Annotated in this window: 28 protein-coding genes; 1 reads left to right on the forward strand and 27 read right to left on the reverse strand. The window is 33.1% G+C overall.

Annotation, left to right across the window (positions count from 1 at the left end):
- The 21 genes from H8R22_RS15585 to H8R22_RS08515 form a co-directional block, all read right to left on the reverse strand.
- Positions 1 to 217: hypothetical protein (locus H8R22_RS15585; RefSeq protein WP_222616940.1), on the reverse strand; the 217-nt coding region annotated here is incomplete at its 3' end.
- The gene (locus tag H8R22_RS08425; protein ID WP_187010011.1) at positions 210 to 551 is read right to left on the reverse strand and encodes a GIY-YIG nuclease family protein; all 342 of its coding nucleotides are present in this window, start codon (positions 549 to 551) and stop codon (positions 210 to 212) included. The genes H8R22_RS08425 and H8R22_RS15585, both read right to left, overlap by 8 nt.
- A gap of 612 nt (positions 552 to 1,163) precedes the next feature.
- Complete coding sequence (locus tag H8R22_RS08430) at positions 1,164 to 2,201, reverse strand: N-acetylneuraminate synthase family protein (protein ID WP_187010012.1); 1,038 nt, start codon at positions 2,199 to 2,201, stop codon at positions 1,164 to 1,166.
- Positions 2,202 to 2,212: 11 nt separating this feature from the next.
- Positions 2,213 to 2,884, reverse strand: a complete 672-nt coding sequence (locus H8R22_RS08435) for an acylneuraminate cytidylyltransferase family protein (protein ID WP_187010013.1) — start codon at positions 2,882 to 2,884, stop codon at positions 2,213 to 2,215.
- 10 nt (positions 2,885 to 2,894) lie between these two features.
- Positions 2,895 to 3,824, reverse strand: coding sequence for a glycosyltransferase family 2 protein (locus H8R22_RS08440; RefSeq protein ID WP_187010014.1), 930 nt, complete (start codon positions 3,822 to 3,824; stop codon positions 2,895 to 2,897).
- Between the two features lie 2 nt (positions 3,825 to 3,826).
- Positions 3,827 to 4,837, reverse strand: a complete 1,011-nt coding sequence (locus H8R22_RS08445) for a glycosyltransferase family A protein (protein ID WP_187010015.1) — start codon at positions 4,835 to 4,837, stop codon at positions 3,827 to 3,829.
- A 6-nt stretch (positions 4,838 to 4,843) separates the two neighbouring features.
- Entirely contained in the window at positions 4,844 to 5,941 is a 1,098-nt protein-coding gene (locus H8R22_RS08450; protein WP_187010016.1) for a glycosyltransferase WbsX family protein, read from the reverse strand.
- 8 nt (positions 5,942 to 5,949) lie between these two features.
- Positions 5,950 to 6,777 carry a class I SAM-dependent methyltransferase gene (locus tag H8R22_RS08455; RefSeq protein ID WP_187010017.1) on the reverse strand — a complete coding sequence of 276 codons (828 nt, stop codon included), beginning with the start codon at positions 6,775 to 6,777 and terminating at the stop codon, positions 5,950 to 5,952.
- A 6-nt stretch (positions 6,778 to 6,783) separates the two neighbouring features.
- Positions 6,784 to 7,986 carry a hypothetical protein gene (locus H8R22_RS08460; protein WP_187010018.1) on the reverse strand — a complete coding sequence of 401 codons (1,203 nt, stop codon included), beginning with the start codon at positions 7,984 to 7,986 and terminating at the stop codon, positions 6,784 to 6,786.
- Positions 7,983 to 8,891 (reverse strand): glycosyltransferase family A protein, encoded by a 909-nt coding sequence (locus H8R22_RS08465; protein ID WP_187010019.1) that lies wholly within the window; start codon positions 8,889 to 8,891, stop codon positions 7,983 to 7,985. The genes H8R22_RS08460 and H8R22_RS08465 overlap by 4 nt, the downstream gene beginning before the upstream one ends.
- A 7-nt stretch (positions 8,892 to 8,898) precedes the next feature.
- Positions 8,899 to 9,801 carry a glycosyltransferase family 2 protein gene (locus H8R22_RS08470; protein ID WP_187010020.1) on the reverse strand — a complete coding sequence of 301 codons (903 nt, stop codon included), beginning with the start codon at positions 9,799 to 9,801 and terminating at the stop codon, positions 8,899 to 8,901.
- A 69-nt stretch (positions 9,802 to 9,870) separates the two neighbouring features.
- Positions 9,871 to 9,993, reverse strand: coding sequence for a hypothetical protein (locus tag H8R22_RS15675; protein ID WP_262891047.1), 123 nt, complete (start codon positions 9,991 to 9,993; stop codon positions 9,871 to 9,873).
- A gap of 15 nt (positions 9,994 to 10,008) precedes the next feature.
- The gene (locus H8R22_RS08475; RefSeq protein WP_187010021.1) at positions 10,009 to 10,725 is read right to left on the reverse strand and encodes an FkbM family methyltransferase; all 717 of its coding nucleotides are present in this window, start codon (positions 10,723 to 10,725) and stop codon (positions 10,009 to 10,011) included.
- 29 nt (positions 10,726 to 10,754) lie between these two features.
- Positions 10,755 to 11,711, reverse strand: a complete 957-nt coding sequence (locus H8R22_RS08480) for a glycosyltransferase family 2 protein (RefSeq protein ID WP_187010022.1) — start codon at positions 11,709 to 11,711, stop codon at positions 10,755 to 10,757.
- Positions 11,701 to 12,621 (reverse strand): glycosyltransferase family 2 protein, encoded by a 921-nt coding sequence (locus tag H8R22_RS08485; protein ID WP_187010023.1) that lies wholly within the window; start codon positions 12,619 to 12,621, stop codon positions 11,701 to 11,703. The genes H8R22_RS08480 and H8R22_RS08485 overlap by 11 nt, the downstream gene beginning before the upstream one ends.
- Complete coding sequence (locus H8R22_RS08490; protein WP_187010024.1) at positions 12,615 to 13,496, reverse strand: glycosyltransferase family 2 protein; 882 nt, start codon at positions 13,494 to 13,496, stop codon at positions 12,615 to 12,617. The genes H8R22_RS08485 and H8R22_RS08490 overlap by 7 nt, the downstream gene beginning before the upstream one ends.
- Positions 13,493 to 14,509, reverse strand: coding sequence for a glycosyltransferase family 2 protein (locus H8R22_RS08495; RefSeq protein ID WP_187010025.1), 1,017 nt, complete (start codon positions 14,507 to 14,509; stop codon positions 13,493 to 13,495). The genes H8R22_RS08490 and H8R22_RS08495 overlap by 4 nt, the downstream gene beginning before the upstream one ends.
- 13 nt (positions 14,510 to 14,522) lie before the next feature.
- Positions 14,523 to 15,317, reverse strand: a complete 795-nt coding sequence (locus tag H8R22_RS08500; RefSeq protein ID WP_187010026.1) for a class I SAM-dependent methyltransferase — start codon at positions 15,315 to 15,317, stop codon at positions 14,523 to 14,525.
- Positions 15,292 to 16,581 carry an ABC transporter ATP-binding protein gene (locus tag H8R22_RS08505; RefSeq protein ID WP_187010027.1) on the reverse strand — a complete coding sequence of 430 codons (1,290 nt, stop codon included), beginning with the start codon at positions 16,579 to 16,581 and terminating at the stop codon, positions 15,292 to 15,294. Before H8R22_RS08505 ends, H8R22_RS08500 begins: the two co-directional genes overlap by 26 nt.
- Positions 16,582 to 16,675: 94 nt before the next feature.
- On the reverse strand, positions 16,676 to 17,026 hold the full coding sequence (locus tag H8R22_RS08510) for a four helix bundle protein (protein ID WP_187010028.1): 351 nt from the start codon (positions 17,024 to 17,026) through the stop codon (positions 16,676 to 16,678).
- 157 nt (positions 17,027 to 17,183) lie between these two features.
- A complete protein-coding gene (locus tag H8R22_RS08515; RefSeq protein WP_187010029.1) occupies positions 17,184 to 18,053 on the reverse strand; it encodes an ABC transporter permease in 870 nt (289 codons plus the stop codon).
- An 834-nt stretch (positions 18,054 to 18,887) separates the two neighbouring features.
- On the opposite strand from H8R22_RS08515, the gene H8R22_RS08520 reads away from it, so the two are divergent.
- The gene (locus H8R22_RS08520) at positions 18,888 to 19,625 is read left to right on the forward strand and encodes a tyrosine-protein phosphatase (RefSeq protein WP_187010030.1); all 738 of its coding nucleotides are present in this window, start codon (positions 18,888 to 18,890) and stop codon (positions 19,623 to 19,625) included.
- 28 nt (positions 19,626 to 19,653) lie between these two features.
- Here H8R22_RS08520 and H8R22_RS08525 read toward each other — a convergent pair whose 3' ends face one another.
- The 6 genes from H8R22_RS08525 to rfbC form a co-directional block, all read right to left on the reverse strand.
- A complete protein-coding gene (locus tag H8R22_RS08525) occupies positions 19,654 to 21,615 on the reverse strand; it encodes a polysaccharide biosynthesis protein (protein WP_187010031.1) in 1,962 nt (653 codons plus the stop codon).
- Positions 21,616 to 22,023: 408 nt separating this feature from the next.
- Positions 22,024 to 22,893: a glucose-1-phosphate thymidylyltransferase RfbA gene (gene rfbA / locus H8R22_RS08530; RefSeq protein ID WP_187010032.1), complete on the reverse strand. Its 870-nt coding sequence runs from the start codon at positions 22,891 to 22,893 to the stop codon at positions 22,024 to 22,026.
- Positions 22,894 to 23,101: 208 nt separating this feature from the next.
- Positions 23,102 to 23,290, reverse strand: coding sequence for a four helix bundle protein (locus H8R22_RS15600; protein ID WP_394368136.1), 189 nt, complete (start codon positions 23,288 to 23,290; stop codon positions 23,102 to 23,104).
- A gap of 289 nt (positions 23,291 to 23,579) precedes the next feature.
- Positions 23,580 to 24,626: a dTDP-glucose 4,6-dehydratase gene (gene rfbB / locus H8R22_RS08540; RefSeq protein ID WP_187010033.1), complete on the reverse strand. Its 1,047-nt coding sequence runs from the start codon at positions 24,624 to 24,626 to the stop codon at positions 23,580 to 23,582.
- A 101-nt stretch (positions 24,627 to 24,727) separates the two neighbouring features.
- The gene (gene rfbD / locus H8R22_RS08545; RefSeq protein WP_187010034.1) at positions 24,728 to 25,588 is read right to left on the reverse strand and encodes a dTDP-4-dehydrorhamnose reductase; all 861 of its coding nucleotides are present in this window, start codon (positions 25,586 to 25,588) and stop codon (positions 24,728 to 24,730) included.
- Between the two features lie 62 nt (positions 25,589 to 25,650).
- Entirely contained in the window at positions 25,651 to 26,178 is a 528-nt protein-coding gene (rfbC, locus tag H8R22_RS08550; RefSeq protein WP_187010035.1) for a dTDP-4-dehydrorhamnose 3,5-epimerase, read from the reverse strand.
- Positions 26,179 to 26,193: the final 15 nt, after the last annotated feature.

Here is a 26,193-nt window from a genome sequence, read left to right on the forward strand (position 1 = left end):
GTTCCCAATTGTCAGGCTGAGTGGAGTCGAAGCCTTTGTTTCTACATTTATGTTTTGTAGTAAAAAGATTCTCGACTCTGCTCGAATTGACATCGTATATTTCATCAAGTTCCCAATTGTCAGGCTGAGTGGAGTCGAAGCCTTTGTTTCTACATTTATGTTTTGTAGTAAAAAGATTCTCGACTCCGCTCGCATTGAAATGCGATATTTCAATCACGATTGTCAGGCTGAGCGGAGTCGAAGCCCTTATTTTTGGCATGTGACTCATTTTTACACTCTGATAAAATAGGCAAAAGATCGTAATCCCCGCTGATTAACGCTTCTTTCTTAGCTCTACTCCATTTTTTAATTTTCTTCTCAAATTCTATTGCCTGATTTGGATCTAGAAAATCTTGATACCACACTAATTCTACCGGTCTAAGTTTATAAGTGTACGCATCTGGATATTTACCTGCGTTGTGCTCTGTAACTCGCCTATCAACATTTGATGTGACGCCTACGTAATAAGAGGCATCTTTGCACTTTAACAAATACACATAGTAAAATTTCATTTGGGTACTTTTTTATTTTAGCTAGATTCTCGACTCCGCTCGAATTGACAAACGATATTTCTTATCAACCTCTCAATTGTCAAGCTGAGCGGAGTCGAAGCCCTTTTATCAAATCACGTTTCATCTAAACTAGATTCTCGACTCCGCTCGAATTGACATCTATTGTTTCATGCACCACTGTCAGGCTGAGCGGAGTCGAAGCCCTTCCTTATAAATTCATGCTTTGTGTTAAAATGATTCTCGAATCCGCTCGAATTGACATCGTACTTTTCATCAAGCTCCCAATTGTCAGGCTGAGCGGAGTCGAAGCCTTTGTTTCTACTTTTATGTTTTGTAGTAAAAAGATTCTCGACTCCGCTCGAATTGACATGCGATTTTTCAATCACGATTGTCAGGCTGAGCGGAGTCGAAGCTCTACCTTATAAATTCATGCTTTGTCTTAAAGTGATTCTCGACTCCGCTCGAATTGACAAACGATATTTCTCATCAACCTATCAATTGTCAGGCTGAGCGGAGTCGAAGCTATTTTATCAAATTAAGTTTTCAATTAACTAGATTCTCGACTCCGCTCGAATTGACAAACGATATTTCTCGGCGGAGTCAAAACCTTTATTAAAAATCTTCCACTTTCAACTGTTCATCATTCTCTATATCCCTCACAGCAATTTTTCCTAACAACTCATTAAATCGTTCGGCTAAAATTTCACCCGTTCCGGGGCGTTTTACCCAAATGTTATCCATGGTAAACGGTTCTCCCTTTTTTATTGGTTTAATAGAACATACGGTTGCAAAAGCAAAATCTATAGTTACTTGTTCTTCTTTGGCTGGTTCTTTAGTGCCCCCTCGCATTTGCCAGATTTCATTGGAATTTACAATTAAATCCTCTGTTGCCCTCTCATCCATACTACATACAATATCTGGACCTGTGCGTTGCATGGTATCCGTAAAATGACGCTCTAGGATACTTGCACCTAAAGCCACTGCTCCCAAACAGGCATTGTTATTTAAAGTATGATCTGACAAACCAAAAACTTTATCCGGGAAAGATTTGTGTAGTTCTGTCATGGCGCCAAAACGAACCAAATGAATGGGTGTAGGATACAAATTAGTAGTATGCAATAACGCTACGGGAACTTTATGTTTATCAAAAATGGCAACTGCCTTTGCCACACTTTCTATGGTATTCATTCCTGTACTCAGGATAACGGGCTTGCCAAACGAAGCAATGTGTTCTAACAAAGGATAGTTATTGCATTCTCCCGAACCTATTTTATAAGCCGGTACATTAAATTTCTCTAATCTGTTTGCCGCTGCTCTTGAAAATGGTGTTGAAATAAAGAGCATCCCTTTACTTTCAACGTACTCTTTTAGGCTTAATTCGTCTGCTTCATTTAAGGAACAACGTTCCATGATTTCATAAATAGAAACATCAGCATTGCCTGGAATTACTTTTTTGGCAGCACCGCTCATTTCATCTGCTACAATATGTGTTTGGTGTTTTACTACCTCCACTCCTGCTCGCTGAGCGGCATCAACCATTTCTTTGGCAACAGCCAAAGAACCTTCGTGATTAATTCCAATTTCGGCTATTACTAAAGGTGGAAAATCGGGCCCTATTTTTCTTCCTGCTATTTCTATATATGGATTCATAATTGTGTTAATCAATGAGTTTTTAGGAATTTTTGAAATAAATATTCAGCGTAATCAAAATCATCTTGGGTATCAATATCCACATTAGAAAAAATATGATTTACTAAATAAGGGTAGCTGTCTTCGTTTATAATTTCGCCGTTTACTATTTGTTTTGCTTCGCAAATATACAATAGCCCATTTTCAAAATAAAGAGGGTCTAAGTCTTGACTACGCTGACCCGCTTTGTAATTCATTGAAATAAAACGATCCTGAACAATATCTCCTAGTTTATGCTCGTTGCGGCTTACAGTAAATAAGCTACTCGACTGATTGTTGCTGAATTTGGCAAAGGCTTCTTTCAATAAGTTTTCGGGACGTAATGGGTTTGTGGGCTGCAATACGATAACATTCGCAACCTCATGCTCAATGGACTCTAAAACATGTTGCAAGGCAGTTATTGTAGGTTCTAAATCTCCCGCAATATTTACCGGCCTGTCGATTACTAGAACTCCTTGTTCTAGTGCTATTTTTTTTATCAAAAGATCATCTGTACTTACATATATTTCATCTACAATATTCTGATTTTTTTTGGCGTAAGCGATAGAATGTATCAAAAGTGGAATACCTCCCAACAACATGATATTTTTGTTTGGTAAGCGTTTGGAACCACCTCTTGCTGGTATGATGACAATGTTTTTCATATCCTACTGATTATTGTACTGGATTATTTTTTTCGGGTTGCCAGTATATTTTTGCTCGACTGATTTGAGAATAGGCTTTCCATTGTTTAGGACTTAACCTATTGGAATCTTTGATCAGTTTAGGAAAATTAATTAGAACATCTTTTAATGCTAAAACCAAAACTTGCAAAACATATAATTCCCCTTTAAACACTTTTAGTTTCAATTGCATCCATATAGAGTACAGAAACTTTCTAGGCACTAGGTACAGTGGAGTAAACATAAAGAGCAAATACCAACCTGAACGCAAAGATCGCCTCAAACGCGGCTTGTAATCAGGATCATTTTTTCTACCTTTTAAACTTACGCGATGTTGAACTAGAATATCGGGTACGTACTGAATGGACCAATTGTTCTGAAACAATAAATAAGAAGCAAAATCCTCTTCGCCGTAAAACTCGAACCATTCTGGGTAATTTGCAATACTACGCCATGCCTCCATTCGCCACACATGTCCGCAACCTACAAAACTTTGAACTAACTGATTTTTCTCGTTTGTCCTGGTATTAATAGGTTCTTCGAGTCCCCAAAAAATGCGAAACGCAAGCAAACCGCAGGCTGGATTGGTATCGAAATAGGCGCTAATTATTTGCAAAGGATTTTGGGTAATAAAGTGGGCATCATCATCTAAAGAAATGGCGAATGGTGTTGTAACTAAATCAAGTAATCTATTCCTACTGTATATTAATCCTTTACTTTCTTTATTTTGAATTAGTTGAATAAAAGGATATTGTTTTGAAATAAAATCTGAGCTTCCATCAGTCGAGCCATCATCACAAATTATATAGTCCACTTGATCATAGCTAAACAAATTGGTACATTTAGCTAAAGTAATCTTAAGATCTTTAATTCTATTTTTCGTAGTTATTAGAATCGTAAAAGAAGGTTTTGTCGACTCCATTCTTAATACCTTTTAATCATGTGCTTGGGTAATTTTTTCCAACATAAAAAAAGTGTATTCATCCAACCAAACGATAAGAATTTTACAAACAATCTATTTTTAGCAAAATACACTACTGCATTGATGGGTTTTCTTTTTGTAAAATTGAGGGAAGAAACAGCTATTCTTAGCTCGTTTTTTGCAGGTACGACCATCCAATCTTCATACACATTACCCATATGAAAAGCATAATTATCCTGAGTTGTTAAGCGCCAATAGTCTTTTTTTAAAGGTAATTTATCCAGATAACCTTCGCTGTCTCCTCCCATTTTGTAACCTATATAACTCACTATATGTTCAAAAATATCTTTTTTATAAGTAGCCACAAAATGTCCTGATCCTATCAATACTTTCAGTTCTGGATTAATGGTTAATGCCAAATTGTATTTTAAATAATCTTGATTGTAATTTCTATCCCATCCTATACTGTCATAAAAACGAATTAAGGCTTGTTTATTTTTTACTAAACTAAAGTGCATTTTTTTATTGAATAGATTTGCCAAAAGCACATTACCACAATTACTCTCGTACATTTTAAATTGAGGCACAATACCCACTACGCCCGCTTGCGGTACCTGATTAAAAATCTTGGTCGTTTCACTTTGCCAACTATTTAAAAACAAAACATCGGCATCTGTAATAGTGACTAACGGAATTTTATTGCCTGCAATTCCTTTTAAAACAGCATTTAGTTTACCGATGTTCTCGGTGTGTATCAATTCCTGAATTATATTTTGTTCGTATAATTCATTGAGATAGAATTTTACCTCATCACAACTCCCATTATTAACAATACTAATACATGTTTTAGCGTGTACCGTTGCCACTAACGAATTGATGCACAATTGTAAGATCTTAAAACTATCTCTAAAATAACCTTCTTGATGCGGAATATACACAGGAATAACCACCTGATGAAGATAATCTGGCGCACTTAACAGCTGATCTTTATGCGGGTTATGACCGACTCTCATTGAAAATTAAGTTTCTTGAAATAATTTAATTTGATTTAAATTATCAAAACCTGTTTTATGATCGGGCTCAAGATAATTCCCTTCTGCCCATTCATTCCAAGCTTTTACAAAAATAATTTTTTCATCTGCTTTGTAATTTTCTATTCTCTTATAACAGTTCAATAAGTTTTGATAAAACAATGCAGGATTTGTTTCTACAATAACCTGTCCTTTGTTCCCACTACGGGGTGTGTGATCCCAATTGGGACTGCAACTAGGAAAAAACTTGATTTCGGTTGCGACATCACTGTAGTCACTCGCTTCAACAATTTGTTTGTGAGTATAAATATTTCTCAGTTTCAAAGTTCTATATCTTAATTGATTTAGCTTATAACCTGTAAACTTATTAAGTAATTGATCCAAAAATGAAAATTTAACTCTATTAAAAAGATGACTTGGACTTGGTGGTGTCAGCGCATCAAACCCGTACTCCCTATAAGGAAAATTAAAATGCTGATAAGCAATAAAATAAATGCCTTCTAATCCATTTTCTTTAGCTAATACATTCCAAAGCCCAATAAACTCTTTTGAATTTGGTAGACCGAAAGGATTATAAACTGTAAAAATCGGCTTATTATCAACTTTTAAATACCTAGGGTCTTTAAAAGCAGGTAATAGTTCGTAAAAATGTTTTGTGTAATCTTCAATTCCTGGATATGTTTGTTCCATCAGTAACCTATTGTACTGATCTCCGTAATCTAAACCTCCCCATTTAATATTAGCCCATGCTAAACAAAAACCGAAATCAAGCTCTTTCGTTTTCAGTACTTCTTCAAATGGTTTCTCGAGTAATCTTTTGCCATCTCCAAACCAATAATGCCAGTAACAAAACCCCTCAATGCCATGTTCTTTAGCCATTCTAGCTTGCTCCATTCTGACTTCTGGTAGTCGTAAATCATAGTACCCTAAATCTGCGGGCAGTTTAGGTTGATCATGACCTTTAAACAGTGGTTTGGCTTTGGTAACATTTGTCCATTCGGTAAAACCCTTTCCCCACCAGATATCATTTTCAGCTATAGGATGAAATTGTGGTAAATAGTACGCTATGATTCTCGCTTTACTCATTGTATTTCTTAACTAAAGAAATTATTTTTTACCACTATAAAAGGTTTTAACAACAACTTGCCCAACTTAAAAGTTGTGGAATTAAGAATATAATTTTCTTTATCCTTTATAATTTGGTCCGTAATAATTCGCCCATCAAAAATACTAAGATCTGGTTGATCAAATGTTTTATCACTTGCAACTATAATATTGTATAGTGCAGGTAATTGTTTTTCAATAATATGGTTATAATCTCCTGTAACGATATTTAGTTTTAGAAAGTCATCTGTTTTAGCAATAATAGAATTACCATTGATACAATTTTGAAAATAAACAGTCGTAGTTTGAAAATATTCATTTGCTAAATTTGTAAACTCTTCTAAATACAATTCTTTTACGTGAAATGGATTGTTTTTATTCAGATCTGAATAATACTTTTTATCGGGGGACGACATAATTAAAATACCATCTGGTTTTAAAACTCTTTTTATTTCAATAAACATCTCATGATGTTTGTCATGATGTTCAATTGTTTCAAAACTAATTAAAACATCAACAGAATTATCATCTAAGGGTATTAAATCAGTACTTCCTCTTAAAAAGGATAAATTTTCATTTTTATATTTTGTACTAGATAAATCAATTACTTCTTGATCTATATCTACACCAATTACTTTTTTTGCTGATTTAGCCATTAAATAACTACCATATCCCTCTCCTGATGCTATATCTAGAACTATTTTATCTTTTATAAAGAATCTTGCTAAAGAATACCTATGTAGGTGTTCAACTGTTACATCTCCATAAATAGTAGTCTCTATTCTTTCACCTGTCCATTTATTCTTTTTTATGCCCATAAATTTTTAATTGTACAATATTAAATCTAACATCTGTTTAAAATTCTCATCACTAAAATAATCCCCAAATGGGTAGACTTCTTTTTCAGAATTTAATCTGTCACTCATTAAAGTTTCCAATTTTTGCTTGATTTCTTCTTTATTATTACAATCAGCAATATACTTTTCATCCTTAATTATTCCTCTTAATTCACTTCGAAACGGAGAAATGGACAAAACTGGTTTATTATAAGCCGCAAGAAACGGTGCTTTTCCAACCAAAATATTACAGTACAAAGGTCCGTTTTCGAGAATAATAGTGATATCGGTCTCATGTATTTGCTCATTAGCGGAATTAGAGAAATTCAAACAATCTAAAACAATTATATTAGGAGTTGAAGCATATCTTATTCTTAATTCATTCAAATTTACTCCTTTCACCCTAAGAACAAACTCTGTATTCTCTCTATACTGTTCATTTGCATTTACTAACGCCTCGTAACAATCTAAAAGAATATTTATATTTCTACCAAATTGTACGGCACCATGGTAACTAATCGCTACTTTTTTATTTTTTTTAATTACCTGATCTTTATCTGATAAATCAAATACATTTTCGACATATTGATGCGGTAAACTGTAAAACTTTTTCCTTGAACCATATAAAAATTGCATGTCCGCTGCTAACAAATCTGTTGCCATGCACGTTTTAGCCTGTTGTACAACCTCGTGCATTTCTTTCAACCTAAAAAGTTCTAAAGTAGCAAGCTCTTTTTTTCCTCCACTACACCAAAAAAAAGGAAAAGGTTCGTGAAAGTTAACAATCGCATGTTTCAAAATCGGTAAATCTTTCGACGCTAATAGTATTTCATGATTTAAACCTGCACTTCTTATAAAAATATGATCGTATTTTTTATAATCAATTTTTGCGATTTCGGCTGCATAGGCTTTCTGTATGTGGCGTTCTTTGAGTGAAACATGAAACAATCGCCAATGGAGTTTATTACGCCACAACGTCCAAAGTGGAATTTTTAAGTTTACTACTTTTTCTACAATAGCATTAACAGGTAATAAATCCAATTGGTCATCACTTGCGTATTGTTTTAAATAAACGACATCAATTGTAGCGTCTGGATAAGCTATTCTTAATTTTGCTAAAAAAGATCGAGAAATAACTCCTTGACTGGTACCCGATACTCTTAAATCTTGTTCTATTACTAAAAATTTCATTGTAATCCTTTTATAACCATTAGTCCCGCTTTACCCATGAATTTCATATAATTTTTAAAGTAGCCTTTACTCCAGTACAACTTCGTAAAAAGTACCCAAAATCGACTGTTTTTTTTATTATCTAAAAATGTTTTTTCAAGCTTACTATGAATAACGACAATTTGCTCACTATCAAAAAAAGAACCTTTTTTATCTAATAGATAATATAGAAACTTAAAAGTACCTTCGTTTTTCAAAACTAAATTATCAACTCTGGATGTGATATTATCACCACTTAACCTAAATTGCACAACGGCCTCATTAATCGTATAAATTAATCCAAAATTTGATACCTCTAGCACCGCTAAAATATCCGAAAACCAAGCCAACGGAAGATTCTTAAATTTATGCTTGAGCAAAGCATCTTTATTAAAAATAAATTCACTCAACGAAGAGCGGGTGCCACCCTTAAACTTACGCATCAAAAAATCAGTCGAATTCTCATATTTAGGATGTGTATATATCCCAGATAATGCTGCATTGTTGTGATCGATTACTTGTGTTGCGTAGCGAATCACTTTGCAATTCTTACTTTCAATTAGGTCACTATTTTCATAAAAAAGACCCACGCAATTGGAATCAATTGTATCATCATCACCCAAAATCATTAACCAATCCTCTTCTTGGACTTTAGCCATACAACGTTCCCATTGTTGTGTTAACGATATGGAGCCTAAGTTAGTATCGTAATACTGATATTCAAAATCAAATTGATTTTGAAATTGTTCTAAAATTTGAGTCGGATCCTCATTACTAGCATCATTTCCAATATACACTTTAAATCGTTTGTCTGTTTGAAGCGCTAGAGATTGTAAGGTCGCTTTAAAAAAACGGATTTTATAATAGGGTATGACAATTGCGAGCATCAACTAATCACTTTAAAGGATTCAAGAATTCAAACACTGCTTTAGCCGACTTTAACAGCCCTATTTTTTTAATTATTTTTTTACACAGTAAACCAAACTGATAGGTATTTGATTTTTTCAAGTCTACCTCCCGTTTTCGCCAATACAGCATACCTATATTATTTCTAACAATTGCGGATTCATATAATAACCGAAAATCAGTTTCATTTAAAAACTCTTTTAAATAATGAATGGCTTCCAGAGTTTCATTAAAGAAACCTCCCGTTTGGGTTCTGCCATTGGGGTTTAAGCGGTAAAAAGCTAAATGTTTGTCAATATAGAATGTTTTTGGGGATTTCTTAAATATTCTCAGCCAAACTATCCAATCTTCCTGAGCATTTAGACCATCAGGAAATGCAACATCAGCAAATAAATCTGTCTTAAAAAGCCAACAATGTATAGGAATTGTAAAACCATCATTCCAATACCGTGCAAGATTCTCAAAATTAAATTCAAAAGAGGCTAACTTAGAGAAAGGAGGTAATACATGTATCGTCGAATTTGTAAACATTGAATAGTTACAACAGCAAACTTGAACATTATTTTTAAATATCGCCTCAAGAGAAACTTGTATTTTATCTACTGCTAGTACATCATCCGCATCTAAAAACTGAATATATTCTCCTTCTGCGAGCATTAACCCAATGTTTCTTGCTGCACTAACGCCTTTATTTACCTGATGAGTATATATAAACCTATTGTCTTTAGCAACCCATTCCGTTGCGATAATTTCAGTACGATCTATACTGCCATCATTTACAATAATACATTCCCAATTTGTACAGGATTGATTAAAAACAGATTGCAAAGTTTCATCCAAAAATTTATCTTGGTTGTAACAAGGAATAATAATCGAAACTAATGATTTCATAACTGTACTATTATTATTTTTACCATCTTGATTATTTATGAGTGAATTCCGTCCGTTAAATATTTATCATTAGGATTGCATGAATAACTGCAGTACTAACTCCTCTAAAAAAAAGAACTGTGCTATTGCTCCTCCCTGAATGACAGGATAAGGAATTTTATAGGAAACTATAAGTATTGATTTTCTACTCATTAAAACATTTTTGATCTATTCAGGATTAAAATTTTGGTTGATGAATAATGCATCAGTCTTTGATGCTAGACCACTTTCTGTATAACCTACGTCATAAAAACGCACGAGGTCAAAGCCTTTTTCTAATAAATAATTATAAATATCCCCAAAAGAAGACTGCCCAACATAGTTTAAATCAAAAAATATTTCAACATACACAAATTGAATATGGTTTTGCATCATCATATTGGTTGCCCCTTTCAGTACATTTAATTCAAATCCTTCTGTATCCGTTTTTAATAATGAAATACTTTTTATTTTATTGTTAAAACAATAGTCATCAATAGTAGTAACTTCTACTTTATAATTATCAATTATCTTAGACTTAGTGTATGCTCTAGTTAAAAACGAATTTAAGGCGCTCCATGAATATTCGTTAAAATCTAACAATTCCTTTTTAGCTCCCATGGCTACGTTGTTTAATTTTAACCTTTTTGACTCCCCGAAATTTTGACTTAAATACGAAAAACATATTTTACTTGGTTCGAAACTATGTAAATCGCAATTAGGATAGAACTGTTTAATTTTAGTAATCGTTTGGCCACTATTAGCGCCAATGTCAAAAAAAACACCTTCATGATTTACTTTGTGTTTAAGAGCTAAATAAATATTATCATTTAAAAGTGGGGTTTGGCTTATTTTAATAATATTATAACCTAAATTCCTAAAGCACTTTTTTAATAATTGTTTCATATTTTGAATTTTATGACTTTAAATTTTTTTTATGACCTTGAATATTTCAAAATATTATAGCCTTTACCTAAATACTTAGCAGCAACAATTGCTATTAAAAAAGCAAGTGCATTATTTATTGAATAATATTTCAATATTAACTTACTCGCTTTTTTAATGCAAGGAACATTCTGTTTACTTAACGCTAGTTTAAACCCATATTGCATGTATCCGGATAAATACCATCGAATCAATTTTTTGTTGTTAAACTGAACTAAATCAATAGCTGTTTGAATTTTAAAAATCGTGATATGATAAATATACTTATCAGATTTAATATTATTTATGTTAGTAATTGAATTACTATGGACCCTTCTAAAAGTTTGTATACTATTAATAAAAAAAGATTTATGAGGTTGATGCACTAACCTTAAAAAAAAATTCACCTCATCACCTAAAGTAGTGATATCCTCATTAAATTTAAAATTACTAATGAATTTTCTATTTGCAAAAAAATCATTAGTAATCCAACCTATTGTACTAAAAGCTAAATTTTCTGCCGTTATGCAGACATTAGTTTTATCAAAGTCGTATGGTGATTTTAAAAAATCTCCAGTATCATGATCAAAGTTTATAGAATCAGTTACTACAAAATCATAATTATTACTAATAAGTGTAGAGTAAGAAAGCTGCAAGTGTGAAGGCAACATTATATCATCACAATCAAACCATTTTATATATTGCCCGTTTGAAATTTTTAAACCAAAATTACGACACGAATTAGCTCCCTTTTTCAGCTCGCATGGTCTACGAAATACTCTAAATCTATTATCCTTTCTTTTGTAATTTTCTAAAATCAAATATACATTATCAGTGCTTTCATCATCAATTAAAACACACTCCCAATTATCATAAGTTTGGTTAATAATACTATCTAAAGTCTCAGATATAAAGTCTTCACAATTATAAACTGGAATAATAACCGATACCAAAGGCTTATTTACCATTACTTAATATATTGATTAATAATCTCCTTAAAAACTTCGCACTTTGGATTACACCGTTATTAAGTAAAAACAACTTCGAGAGTAAAATTATAAAATTCATGGTAACCAAATTACTACCATATACTAATTGCTCATACTGCAACAAAAATTCTTTTTTTTGATCTTTATTAAAATTTATAAAATAGTGTTCTATCACAAATTTATAGAAAGACACTTTAGCTTCTAATTTTTCTTTTGCTCTATAATTTGCTCTTGAAATGTTTTCATTGCTTATTCTAAAACTTACTATGGAAGAATTAATACTAAAAATAGGAAGATTCTCAGAAAATTCCAACCAAGCTCTGTCATCAGTATACCAACCTAAGTTATAATCTTCAAATCCAAATTTTTCAAAAGCTGTTTTCTTAAATATATATTCCGATAAAGAACTTCTAGTTCTATCAGTTATTTTTCGATATAAAAAATCAGTTGCTAATTCTAACTTCGGGTGCACATAAACATTAGATTTTTTTTGGTTTTCATCGTAATAAATTTTAGTTGCAAAACGGACAACTTTACATTTATTCAAATTAATTTCTTCTAGATTATCGTAAAAATGAGCCACACAGTCCGCCCCTAATTCGTCATCATCACCTAAAATCATTAGCCACTCTTCTTTATCAGTCAAATCAATGCAACGGTTCCATTGCTTAACTAAACTGGAACTCCCTAAATTTTCTCTAAAATAGAAATAGCTAAAATTAAATATTCCTTCATATTTAGCTAACAAAGGCAAAGGGTTATGTTCACTAGCATCATTACCTATATAGACATGGAAACTTTTATCCGATTGATTTGCTAATGAATCAAGTGTTTTCTCGAAGAAAGTAATTTTAAAGTAAGGAATTACTATTGCTAAACTTTTTAGCATTTCATTTTATTATAAATCATTCTTATTAAGAATGAATTTTTCATAGCATTAGCCATTTTGAAACTAGCTGTATTTTGATAGTCAAAAATCCTCCTTTTTAAATTAGTTGATTCCTGATATCTATCCTTAACCTCATTTTGCAGAAAGTCTATATAAATATCGTCAGGCACAACATTTTTAAGATACAAAATTGCCTCTACATGACAATCAGACATCCATTTTTCGTTATTAGTCATGCTTTTATTATGCTGTCTATAATATACTAGAGCATTATCTATAAATAAAACTTTCACTTCTTGTTGAAATAAATAAACCCACATTATCCAGTCTTCTCTTGCCTGCAGCTTTTCAGGAAACTGAAAATCTATGAATAACCTTTTTTTAAACAAAGCACAATGTATTGGAATTGAAAAAGTTTTACCCCACTGATACAAAAAGCTGTCAAAACAAAATTGATTAATACCTAATTTACAATATGGTTCTTTTGATTTTTTTGATAGATTATCAAACATTTGAAAATTAGTAATGACTATATTATTTTGAGGATCTGTTAGCAATGCTTCGAGAGACAATTCTAATTTTTTATTATTTAAAAAATCATCAGCATCCAAAAACTGAATATAATCACCTATAGCAATTTCAATCCCTGCATTTCGAGCACTACTCAAACCACCGTTTTCTTTGTAAATGTATTTAAAACGAATATCTTTAATCAGCCATTCTTTCGCAACTATATCAGTATCATCTGGGCTACCATCATTGACAATAATACATTCCCAATCGCTATACGTTTGATCCAATACAGACTGTAAAGCCTCAGGCAAATATTGCGCTTGGTTGTAACAGGGAACTATTATAGAGACGAGTTTATTCACTTTACTTTATAATTTATTAACGACTTTAAAAATAATTTTGCTGTTTCCTTGAAACTTAACCTACAAGTTAATTTACTGAAAATCATGACATATTGTTTAAAAATCGTAAAATTGTAGGCAGTTCTATTCTTAAATAAAAGCCCTACAAATTTGTCTTCAATCTGACTCCAATATTCAATAAAACCAACTGAGTTAAAGAATTTATTAAGATTTGCATCGACTAATTTTATTTTTAAATTTACTAGTATTTCAAATTCTTCAAAGCTTAATTGTTCTTTCTTTTCTATAGCCTTTAAATACACTCCGTTTTCATAGGGAGAAAACGCAACACCCAATAATTGCAGTAGTTTTAATCGCACTTGATTTGCTACTTGAATTTGTTTTTTATTTCTAATTGCTGATACTTGACCATCATGAACCCGATAGTGTACTAAACATTCTTGAAGATTATGAAGCTTTCCCATACTGGATAATCTAACCCATAAATCATAATCTTCTGCTGGCTCCATTAGTATGTCATACATCAAATTATTTGCAACTAGGATATCCTTTCTGAACATTACACTAGGATGAACGATACAGTTACCAGATAACAACTTAATTTTAATTTCTTCATGTGTTTCTGGCAATTCATACATCCCTTTCTCACCTATTACAGCGTATGATGCTCCACACAAAATAATATCTGGATTTGCTTCTAAAAACACAGCTTGCTTCTCAAAACGCTCCGGCATACAGATATCATCGCCGTCCATCCTTGCAATATACTTGCCTTTGGCAATATATAGACCATAATTTAAACTATTGGTATAACCCGAATTTTTATCCTTCTCAATTATTATGATCCTTTCATCTGTAAATAAATTACACAATTGCAATGTACTATCTGTAGAACAATCATCAATAATAATGAGTTCAAAATCTACAAAAGTTTGATTTAAAACACTTTCAATAGCTTGCTGAATATACAATTCACAATTATATACTGGTAACAATACAGATATTAGAGGCATTTTAAGCATTAAATTATCTACTTAATCTTTTCTTTATTTTAAATTCGATTGCATTTATAATCAAATTTCGGTAAAACTTAATAGCTTCTTTTGAATCTAAAATTCTATTATAATTACTTTTCACCACTTCTAATCCGCCTTCTTTTATTCTTAATAACTCAGGATGAACCAAATGAGCATTTAAAAAAGATTTCATGGTCTTTAACTTTTGTTCCAACTGAGTGTTTTTTGTAAATAATAAAATATTTTGTCTGTACCAACAATCTACTTTTTCATTATCCCAAAAAACAGGCCTTAAAACGTCGTAACATTTATAACGTTCCTTTTCAAATTTCGATATCCAGTAGGCAGGTTCTCTTTCATTAAGATGGTTTTGCCCCCCTTGATTAGGTATTGCAGCCGAAAAAATTACTGTATCACCTAAACCAACCAACGTTTTAATAAAAACTTCAGCACTTTGCTCTTTTAAATGTTCAGCCACTTCTAATGAAATAACCAAATCAAAATTTCTACTTGACGTATAGAAAGTTTCTAAATCATGTTCTACAAATGAATCAAGTTTAATTTTTAGTGATGCTTTGTCTACATAAGCACCATCTATACCTACAAAATCAGCAATTTTATTATCCTCAAATACTTTCAACCAAGTACCAGTACCGCATCCAACATCTACAACAGAATTAGGTTTTACTAAATCCATAATAAAAGGGACCATCTCTCTTGCGGCAGTAAAATTATGAACACTTTCATCATGAATGTATCTGACGCCTTCTTGCTGCATTTTATTGAAATTTAATTTCAGAATCATAAAAAAAATTTAACTTTTCTTGTATCGGCTTCCTACCGTCCATCGTTTTTAAAACGTCGAAACTAAAAGCATCTAAAATAGTATCTTCATTATTCTCTTCATCCCCAAAATAAATATCAACACTATATTGATTTGATTTAATTAATCTAAAAACTGGAAAAGTCATCGTGATCACACCTTCTGTATGTTTCAAATTCAATTGATCATTTGTATTTCGATTGTTCAACCCCACAATTTCTAAATCGTTGGTATCTTTAATAACAATACCTAAAACACCTTCTTTAAACTTGTAATTTGTTTTATATCTAAATTTGAACTCAACGAGGCTTCCTGTAATTAAAGTACTTGTTCTTCTGCTATCACAAAGTATTTCAACAGATATTATCCCTTCGTTTTTGACACTTTTATTAGGATGATTGCTAATATCATAAAATCCTGGTTCTTTAAAACCAAATATTTTTCGATCAATATTTAATCTTAAATAATAATCAACTACATCATCAATCCCTCCTTCAAAAACAACTCCACCATGCTCCAATACAATACCTCTAGTACACAAGCTTTTTACCGCCGCCATATTATGACTCACAAACAAAACAGTTCTACCTCCTTGTCTAGAGATATCCTGCATCTTGCCAATCGCTTTTTTCTGGAACTCAGCATCACCAACTGCCAAAACCTCATCGATGATCAGAATTTCGGGCTCAAGGAATGCGGCAACGGCAAAAGCCAATCGCACCGTCATTCCAGAACTATAACGCTTTACTGGCGTGTCAATATAACGCTCACAACCAGAAAATTCAATAATCTCAGCAATTTTTGAGGCTATTTCTTTCTTGGTCATACCCAGTATAGCGCCGTTTATGAATATGTTTTCTCTTCCTGTCATTTCACCATTAAAGCCCGTTCCTACTTCAAGTAAGGATGCCACACGACCACCAAACTTGATACTGCCCGTTGTAGGAGCGGTAACCCGTGATAATATTTTTAAGAGCGTAGATTTACCTGCACCATTTTTACCAATGATACCTAATACTTCTCCGCGCTCAACTTCAAAATTAATGTCTTGCAAAGCCCAAACATAGTCACTTTCACCTTTAGTAGAGCGGTCGTTGGTATCACCTATCTTTAAATATGGGTTCTCTTTACCACGTATTTTATGCCACCAACGGTTCAAATCATGACTCAAGGTGCCAGTACCTACCTGACCTAAGCGGTATTGCTTAGAAATATTTTCGGCTTTTAGTATAATGTCTTTACTCATTGTTGTTGTAACTCTTTTAGTGAGTGGTGAGAAGTGAATGGTGAGTAGGCAAATTATTCTAACTATTCACTCCTCACTATTCACTTCTTACTCCTCACTTCTTACCATCAATATAGTTTCTAAAGCCCAGAAGCAATTTCTTAACTTCATTTAGTACGTTCTCAATAGCCTCGTCATTCACTGTGAAATGTAGTCGTATGGCAATTAAATACTGTGTTTCCAATTCAGCAACAGAACCCAGCGCTATATGAAGAAAGTGAATTAATTCTTTATCCCCTTTTCTTGCGGAACCCTCAGCTATGTTCGAAGGAATCGAAACCGCAGCTCTTCGCATCTGACTGCTTAGGCCAAACTTTTCGGAATCAGGAAATTGTTGTGTCAATTTATAAATAACCTCCACTAAGTCCATGCTTTTTTTCCAAACATCTAAATCTTTATGGTTCATTACTTAATTTTTATATTAAACTATTCTCTTCTCACCATTCTCACCATTCACCTCTCACTATTCACTTCTCACTCCTCACTATTCTAACTATTCCCTCCTCACTTCTCACTCCTCACTATTAACTTCTCACTATTCACTTCTCACTATCCTCACCACCTTAAACTGTATCAATAAAAATTTTTTCTGTTTTGTTAAAAAGCAGCACACCCAATAAAAATAAAACTATCGCAACCACTATCGTATAAACTAAACCTTGTAGTGAAATTTCCCCTACATTCAATAACATATAGCGGGTGCTCTCGATAATGTAAGCGAGTGGATTGTATTTTACCAACCAGGCATATTCTGGCATTTTTTCTTGCACCAAAGCGATTGGGTAAACCACTGCCGAAACATACATTAAGAGTTGTACTCCAAAACTTATCAAATAACTAAAGTCTCTGTATTTCGTTACTAATGATGAGATTATCATCCCTAAGCCTAATCCCAGTACTCCCATTAAAACAATTAAAACCGGAAATAATAGGCTCCAACTATTGAAACTAATCTGTGCGCCCTGAAAATAAAAATACAGATAGAAAGCAATGAAAATTAAAAACTGAATTCCGAACTTTAATAAATTAGAAACCACAATCGATATGGGAACAATAATACGAGGAAAATATACTTTACCAAAAATACCGGCATTAGCTCCAAAAGTATTAGAAGTCCCTGTGAGACAAGAGGTGAAATAATTCCAAATGGTGATCCCCGCTAGATTAAACAGAAACGGAGGCACTGCACCGGTATTAATTCCGGCCAAATTATTAAAGATAATCGTAAAAGTAATGGAGGTAAAAAGAGGTTGAATTAAATACCACAACGGTCCTAGAACCGTTTGCTTGTATGCGGTTACCACATCTCGTTTTACAAAAAGAGTTAGTAAATCCCGGTATTGCCATACCTCCCGGAAATTTAGGGAGAAAAAGTTGTTTTTTGGTGTAATTTCAAACAGCCAATTGGTATTTTTATCTGAGGATTGATTCATTATCGGAAGAAAAAGAAGATTCTTTTGATGGTAAAGTACTTAATCTAGTTTAGATTTCACTTACTATAAATGCTCACGCCCTCTACCTCCCATAGGAAGCGAGGCCGAAGCCAAATATAATAATTTAAAGGTAAAAAGGCCTTTTAAGAACATACCTTTTTTAGGTGACATCTGGCTTGATCGTCTGATGCAATTTGCACCTATATCAATTCAACTGAAATCAGTGAAACAGACAACCTCCACTAAACTGATAATTAGCAATCTATAAATTTATTGAAACACAAAAAAGTAGCAAATAAGAAAATGAATTGAATCACAAAAAAGAACAAACAGGGGATACTATTTTAAAATTTTGTGCTTTTAGTTTTTTACTTACAAACAAATTAAGTTAATTTATGATAAATGCCCTTACACTGCGTTTCGAACTGCGATTTTTTTATGTAAAAATGCATCTAATTTGATTATCCAAAAAGAAATGACGTAACAATTACATCTTATAAAAACAGTAAATTTCTAAACTAGTAAATTCGCATGAGCAGACGGTAACGACGCATCTAAAAAACTGATACTAAACTATACGCTTCCTAAAAATTAAACTAGCAAATTTCTTGGAATACCATCTCATTATCTCCCCAAAACTAGTATCCAAAATAAACGGAATAGAAACAGAAAGACAGCAATAGACCCTACAATTAGAACGTTTCAAACCAGCAAAAAAAAGCATCGTTCCATTTACCACTAAAAAAGGCAAATGGAACAACGCTAAAATGAAGTAAAAATGAATTAACTCACAAATATTCCCTTACTTTGTAGGCTAACTTTAAAATGTAATTTGTGCTTTTCTTTTCTAAAAATAAATCAGTTTTAAAGGATTTGATTCCTGATAATCACGTAGACATACATTCGCATTTATTGCCTGGTATTGATGATGGCGCCAGAACATTTGCGGATAGTCTTAGACTCACCAAAGCCTTACAAAGTTTTGGGGTAACCCAAATTATCACGACTCCTCATATTATACAACACGTGTGGGATAACAGTCAGGAAGATATTGAAGCGCTTTCGACAATTACCAAATCCAATTTAGAGACCGAAAACATATTAATTCCATTTAAGGCAGCTGCAGAATATCTAATGGATGACCAGTTTGTACGTCTTTTTCAATCCAAAAATCTGTTAACACTAAAAGACAACTATGTATTGGTTGAGATGTCCTACATCAACGCTCCTATACAGTTGTACACGATACTTTTTGACTTGCAGGTTGCTGGTTATACTCCTATTTTAGCACACCCAGAGCGTTATTTGTTTTATCAAAATAATTTTGACGAATACAAAAAACTTAAAAGAGCAGGATGTTTGTTTCAGCTAAATCTGCTATCAGTTGTAGGCTATTATGGAGCTCAAATTAATAAAACAGCCGAAAAGCTATTATCACAAGGCTTATATGATTATGTTGGATCTGATGTTCATCATGACAATCACATCGCCGCATTTAGTCAAAAGGTTAGTATAAAAGATACTTTACCTTTAAAAGAAATAATAAGCAATAATCAGTTTTTTAAAGAATAGTTTTTATTCTGAAGGTAGAGGTTGCATTTTATGAACTGTGTACTTTATCTAATAACTCGTAACTAGAATTCATACTTTTGAATTCCGGCACAATTCTTTTCATAATCCTGACCGTATCCTCATTATTATAGTGCGCTGCAGATTGCAACAGCTTTTCGATATCACAATGTAGATTTAGATATTCCTCGACAATCTCCTCAGCAATCATGATTTTCTCGTGGTAAGTAGGTTTAGTTTTTGAAGTATCATTTAGTAATTCTTCATATAATTTCTCGCCTGGTCGCAAACCCACTACTTTAATCTTAATATCTACTTCCGGAAGAAACCCAGCTAATTTGATCATTTTAAGAGCGAGATCGATAATTTTAACTGGTTTCCCCATGTCAAATATATATATTTCGCCTCCTTTACCCATAACACCTGCCTCTAAAACAAGTTGGCAAGCCTCCTGAATGGTCATGAAATACCTAATAATATCGGGATGCGTAATCGTGATGGGGCCACCAGCGGCAATTTGCTTGGTAAACAAGGGTACAACAGAACCATTCGAACCCAAAACGTTTCCGAAACGAGTAGTGATGAATTTTGTATTATGACCGTCCTTATTATTAGAACTAATTAGATGCAAGGATTGAACGTATTTCTCTGCGATTCTTTTACTAGCTCCCATCACATTACTTGGGTTCACCGCTTTATCTGTAGAGACCATAACAAATTTCTTGACCTTATAATGACAGGACAAGTCAGCAATATTTTTAGTACCTTGAATATTTGTTAAGATCGCTTGAGATGGATTTTCCTCCATTAAAGGAACATGCTTGTAAGCTGCTGCATGAAATACCACTTGAGGCTGATGCACTTTAAAAACATGATTCATTGCCTCTACATTTCTTATGTCGGCTACAACAAACTTCATTTTCGTTTTAGTTTCAGAAGCATTCAATTCTAAAAACAAATGATGCAAGGGTGTTTCTGCTTGGTCTAAAACAATGATTCTTTTGGGATTAAAAAGCAATACCTGTCTAACGATCTCACTACCAATTGAACCAGCCGCACCAGTGACTAATATCGTTTTATCTTTGAGCTGCTTAGAAATCGACTTACTATCTAAAACAATTGGTTTTCGTTCGAGTAAATCTTCAATTTGTAATTTCTTTACCTTTTGAGAAATCTCTTTTTGATTTTCCCAGTCTGTAATTAGAGGAACGATGTAGACTTTATAATTGAACTCTAAACATTGTTCAACAATTACTAATCGCTCTTCTTTAGACAAACTTTTATCAGCAATAATTACACCTTCAGCACCAATAGAGCGCATGATAGTGGGTAGCTTTTTCTTTTGAGTTAAAATAGGTAAATCAAGCATTCGCTTCGATCCGTTTTGATTGTTTTTATCAACAAAAGCTACGATTTTAAAACGACTAGGCACCTCTAACTTAAGTGCTTTAGCAACAGAAATAGCATTAGCATCTGTTCCAAAAATGATCATTCTGGTTAAATTAATATTACTTTTTTCGGCAAAATAATACTCAAAAACCTGCTTTACGGCTACTCGATAAAGGAACAAACCACAAAAAGCAAGCACCATGTTTATAAACAATGCTGTATTTAAAAATATTTTAGTCCCAAACATAATTTGATGACCAAAGTTGAGCAGAATAAACGTTATGAGAACTCCTATTTGAGAAAACAACAATTTTAAAGCATCGATGTATGACGAGTGCCTTATAATACCTGAATAGGTTCTAAAAAGCCAAAAAAAGAAAACGTTAACACCAAATAAAATAGAAACAAAGGTGAAACTTCTATTGGTTATAATATAGTCTAAGCCAGTACCCTGAAAGATAATATAGGTACCAAAAAAAGCTAAAACGAGTACCGACATATCGAAAAGGACGATTATCCAACGCGGTAAATAGCTTAGATTCCGAATATTAAATCTTAAATTTTCGTGAGAAAAAAATTGAGAAGTAAATGTTCTTAGGCCCATCTTATGTTTTTATTGTAAAATTTAAAAAATCTAATTGACTAATACCCTGACAGTCAACCCTTCCTTTTAACACCAAAAAGCAGAGATAAAATTCTACCACTACCATGATTGAGCGTAGTGCAACTAACAGATCAGAAACGTATCTCAAAACCAATTCTATTTTTTCAACTGAAACAAAAAGTAGTAATTGAAGTATAAAAAAATTTAATGAATGCAATATTAAACTAAATTTCTTAAATTCTTGTTAAAAAACAACCTTTATTATTAACAACGAATGTAGGACCAACTACAAATCTGTAATAAGTTCTAGACACTCAAAGCTAGAAAAAACAAAGCTAATTAAATTTTAATAGTTTAAAACCAGCATCTTTCAAGCTATACCATTAATAAAACCTTTAGTTATATAGACTACAAGCTAAATTTAAGCAATCCTAATAAATATTCGCCGTAACCAGACTTTCTAAGCGGCTCAGATAATTGTTTTAATTGTTCGTCAGTAATAAAACCTTGTCGCCAAGCGATCTCTTCGATGCAACCTACTTTTAAACCTTGTCGTTCTTCAATCACTTGCACAAATTGTCCTGCTTGCATAAGGCTATTAAATGTTCCCGTATCTAACCAAGCAGTTCCACGACTTAGTATACCAACCTTTAACTTCCCTTGCTCTAAATAGGCTTTATTCACATCAGTGATCTCGTATTCCCCCCTCGCACTTGGTTTGATGTTTTTTGCGATGGAAACTACAGAATTATCATAAAAATATAACCCAGGTACCGCAAAATTTGATTTAGGCGCTACTGGTTTTTCTTCAATAGATACCGCATTCAAGTCTTGATCAAATTCTACCACACCGTATCTTTCTGGATCCGATACGTGGTAAGCAAAAACAACACCTCCCTCTGGATTCGTATTGGATTGTAATAACTCATCCATATTCGAACCAAAGAAAATATTATCTCCAAGGACTAAAGCTACACTATCTTGTCCTATAAAATCAGCACCGATAACAAATGCTTGTGCGAGTCCGTTAGGAATCGCTTGCTCAGCATAACTAAAAGTGCAACCGAGATTAGTACCGTCTCCCAAAAGTTTTTTGAAATTAGGCAGATCATGTGGAGTCGAAATAATTAAAATTTCATTAATACCCGCAGTCATAAGTGTCGACAGTGGGTAATAAATCATAGGTTTATCGTATACTGGCATCATTTGCTTACTCATGGCTAGCGTCAATGGATGCAAACGTGTTCCTGAACCTCCGGCTAATATAATTCCTTTCATGTTTTATTTCGTGATTGTGATGCGAATTGCGCGCTTCGAATCAATTTTTATTTACTATTTATATATCGTATTACTCTAAAAAGCATTTTTTTTTAATTTTTTCAATTTATAGTAGATAAACTTAAATTGAATCTATAAAATGTAATCGCTCTGCAAGTATAAGTTGTGTTTCTATTTCAGAAATTGAGCCCATGGCAATGTATAAATATTATACAAATTCTTTGTCGTCTTTTCTAGCTGCTCCTTCAGCAATAGTACTAGGAATGGATACTAGTGCTCTTTTAATCTGACTAAATAATCCGTATTTTTCATCCGAGGAAAAATGTTTTGCTAGTTCATAAATATTTTCTGCAAGTAACATAGATTCTTTCCATACAGCTAAATCTTTATGATTTATTCTTTAGTGAATTTCATCCGCTTGTTTATCTCGAAAATGTTACGCATTTTTACCCCCAAAACAATTGTAATTGATTTACTGCTAAATAGGTTACTATAAATATCTTAATTTCAATAATTACCATTTGCACCCTAACCCTTCTTCATACTAATCAATTTTCAAATCACAAGATACTAATCACATCTAACTATCAACTTCTCACTTCTCACCATTCACTTTTCACTCTTCACTTTTCACTCTTCACTTCTAACAACTCACTTCTCACTTCTCACCATTCACCTCTCACCCATTACATATACTGCTTTTCGTAGTACGTTGCATAGGCTCCTGATGTAATATTATTGAGCCATGTTTGATTATCTAAATACCAATTGACGGTTTTCTCTAATCCTTGCTCAAAAGTAACAGATGGCTTCCAACCTAATTCTGTATTTATTTTACTAGCATCAATGGCGTAACGCAAATCATGTCCTGGGCGATCTTTAACATACGCTATTAATTTTTCAGATGTTCCTTCTGCACGACCCAATTTCTCATCCATGATCTTACAAAGCAACTTAACCAAATCAATATTCTGCCATTCATTGAAACCACCAATGTTATAAGTATCATGATTGATTCCTTCGTGAAAAACCAAATCAATAGCAACGGCATGGTCTTCTACAAACAGCCAATCGCGGGTATATTTCCCATCTCCGTAAACAGGTAAAGGTTTATTTTGTATGATATTATTAATAAATAAGGGAATTAATTTCTCTGGAAAATGAAAAGGCCCGTAATTATTGGAACAATTTGTTAATACGTACGGCAAACCATAGGTTTCTCCATAGGCTCTAACAAAATGATCTGAACTTGCTTTAGAGGCAGAGTAAGGCGAATTAGGATCGTAAGCTGTGGTCTCGGTAAACAATCCTTCTGCTCCTAAACTACCATACACCTCATCTGTGCTAATATGATAAAAACGCTTACCCTCCATATTCTCTTTCCAAATCATTTTGGCGGCGTTTAATAAGTTCATCGTACCAATTACATTTGTTTTTACAAAAGCTAGCGGATCAGTGATCGAACGGTCTACGTGCGATTCAGCTGCTAGGTGGACCACTCCTTCAAACTGATGCTCTAAAAATAAGGCATCTATAAAAGCAGCATCTACAATATCTCCCTTAATGAAAGTATAATTAGGTGCTTGCTCGATATCAGCAATATTTTCTAGGTTTCCAGCATAGGTCAAAGCGTCTAAATTGAATATCTGGTAATCTGGATAATTGTTGACAAAACGTCTGACAACGTGCGATCCAATAAATCCAGCACCTCCCGTTATGATAATTTTTTTCATTTAAAAAAACATTTAAATATTTTTATATTTTGAAGAGTAAAAGTAATTTACTGCATATTTTAAATCGTGACTACATCTTAGTTTGAAATGAGAAACTAATACTATCTACTCCTTAACTTACTCATACATTTTTGTAAACTAGTGACGTAGTTCGGGATTTCTATATTAAAAGTAGATTTTATTTTACTTTTATTTAAGAGCGAGAACGAAGGTCTTGCAGCGGGAGTGGGATAATTCAATGTAGCAATTCCATTTATTTGACACTCAAAACCACCAATCAACTGAATCGCTTTAGCAAACTCAAACCAACTCACTCTCCCTTCATTAGAATAATGATAGATACCTGGTTTCCATGATGGAAACTCAACTATTTTCATCATTACATCGGCCAAGTCAGCGGCATAAGTCGGACTACCAAATTGATCATCGACTACACTAATTTCCTCACGTTCCGCCATTAACCGCATCATTGTTTTTACAAAGTTATTTCCAAATTCTGAATAAACCCAAGATGTCCTAATTATAATAGTATCAGGATTATGGTACATTGCAGCCTTTTCCCCTGCTAATTTAGTATGCCCATATACATTGATTGGGGCAGTAGGCTCATCTTCTAATAGCGGTTTATCTTGACTACCATCAAATACGTAATCAGTAGAAACATGAATAAATAAAACGTCATTTGCATGAGCGTACTTAGCTAAAGCAGCAACAGCTAAATGATTGATTGTATTAGCAAGATCTTGCTCCTTTTCAGCTTTATCTACTGCTGTGTATGCGGCACAATTAAATAGAATATCGGGCTTTAACAATTGTAATTGTGCTTCTAGTCCCACTAAATTATCTAAACTAAGCTGCGTTCGATCTGCAAAGAACCATTCATAATTAGGATAAGATACTGACAATTCTCTTAATTCAGATCCTAGTTGACCATTTGCACCACTTACTACTATTTTTTTCATTATTTAAAATACCTTTTGAGAAAATTGTTTTTTAGGCTAGAATTCAAATTTCAGAACTAGAATTATAAATAAGGTAAAATTAAATCCTTTTCAGATACAATAATTTCATCTGAATCGACCTGCCAATCGATATTAAGCGTAGGGTCATCGTACCGTATCCCTCGTTCACTATCTTTGTGGTACAATTGGTCTACTTTATATAAAACAGAAGCCGATTCACTTAAAACTGAAAATCCATGGGCGAAACCGGCTGGTACTAGTAATTGTTTTTTATTTTCGGCACTTAGCACGATACTAAAGTGCTGCCCGTAGGTTGCAGAGTCAGCGCGTAAATCTACGGCTACATCCAAAATTTCGCCTTCTAGCACACGTACTAACTTGGTTTGAGCAAAGCTTCCGATTTGAAAATGCAAGCCTCTAATTACGCCACGTTTTGAGAATGATTGATTATCTTGAATGAAATCATAGTGCAAACCATTTTTTTCAAACTGCTCCTTATTAAAAGCTTCAAAAAAATAACCCCGATCATCTTTATAGACTGAGGGTTCTACTACAATAAGATCTGCTATAGCTGTTTTTTCAAATATCATTCTTTACTTTTAATT

Source organism: Flavobacterium kayseriense, assembly GCF_014305095.1.
In the GTDB taxonomy this organism is placed as follows: domain Bacteria; phylum Bacteroidota; class Bacteroidia; order Flavobacteriales; family Flavobacteriaceae; genus Flavobacterium; species Flavobacterium kayseriense.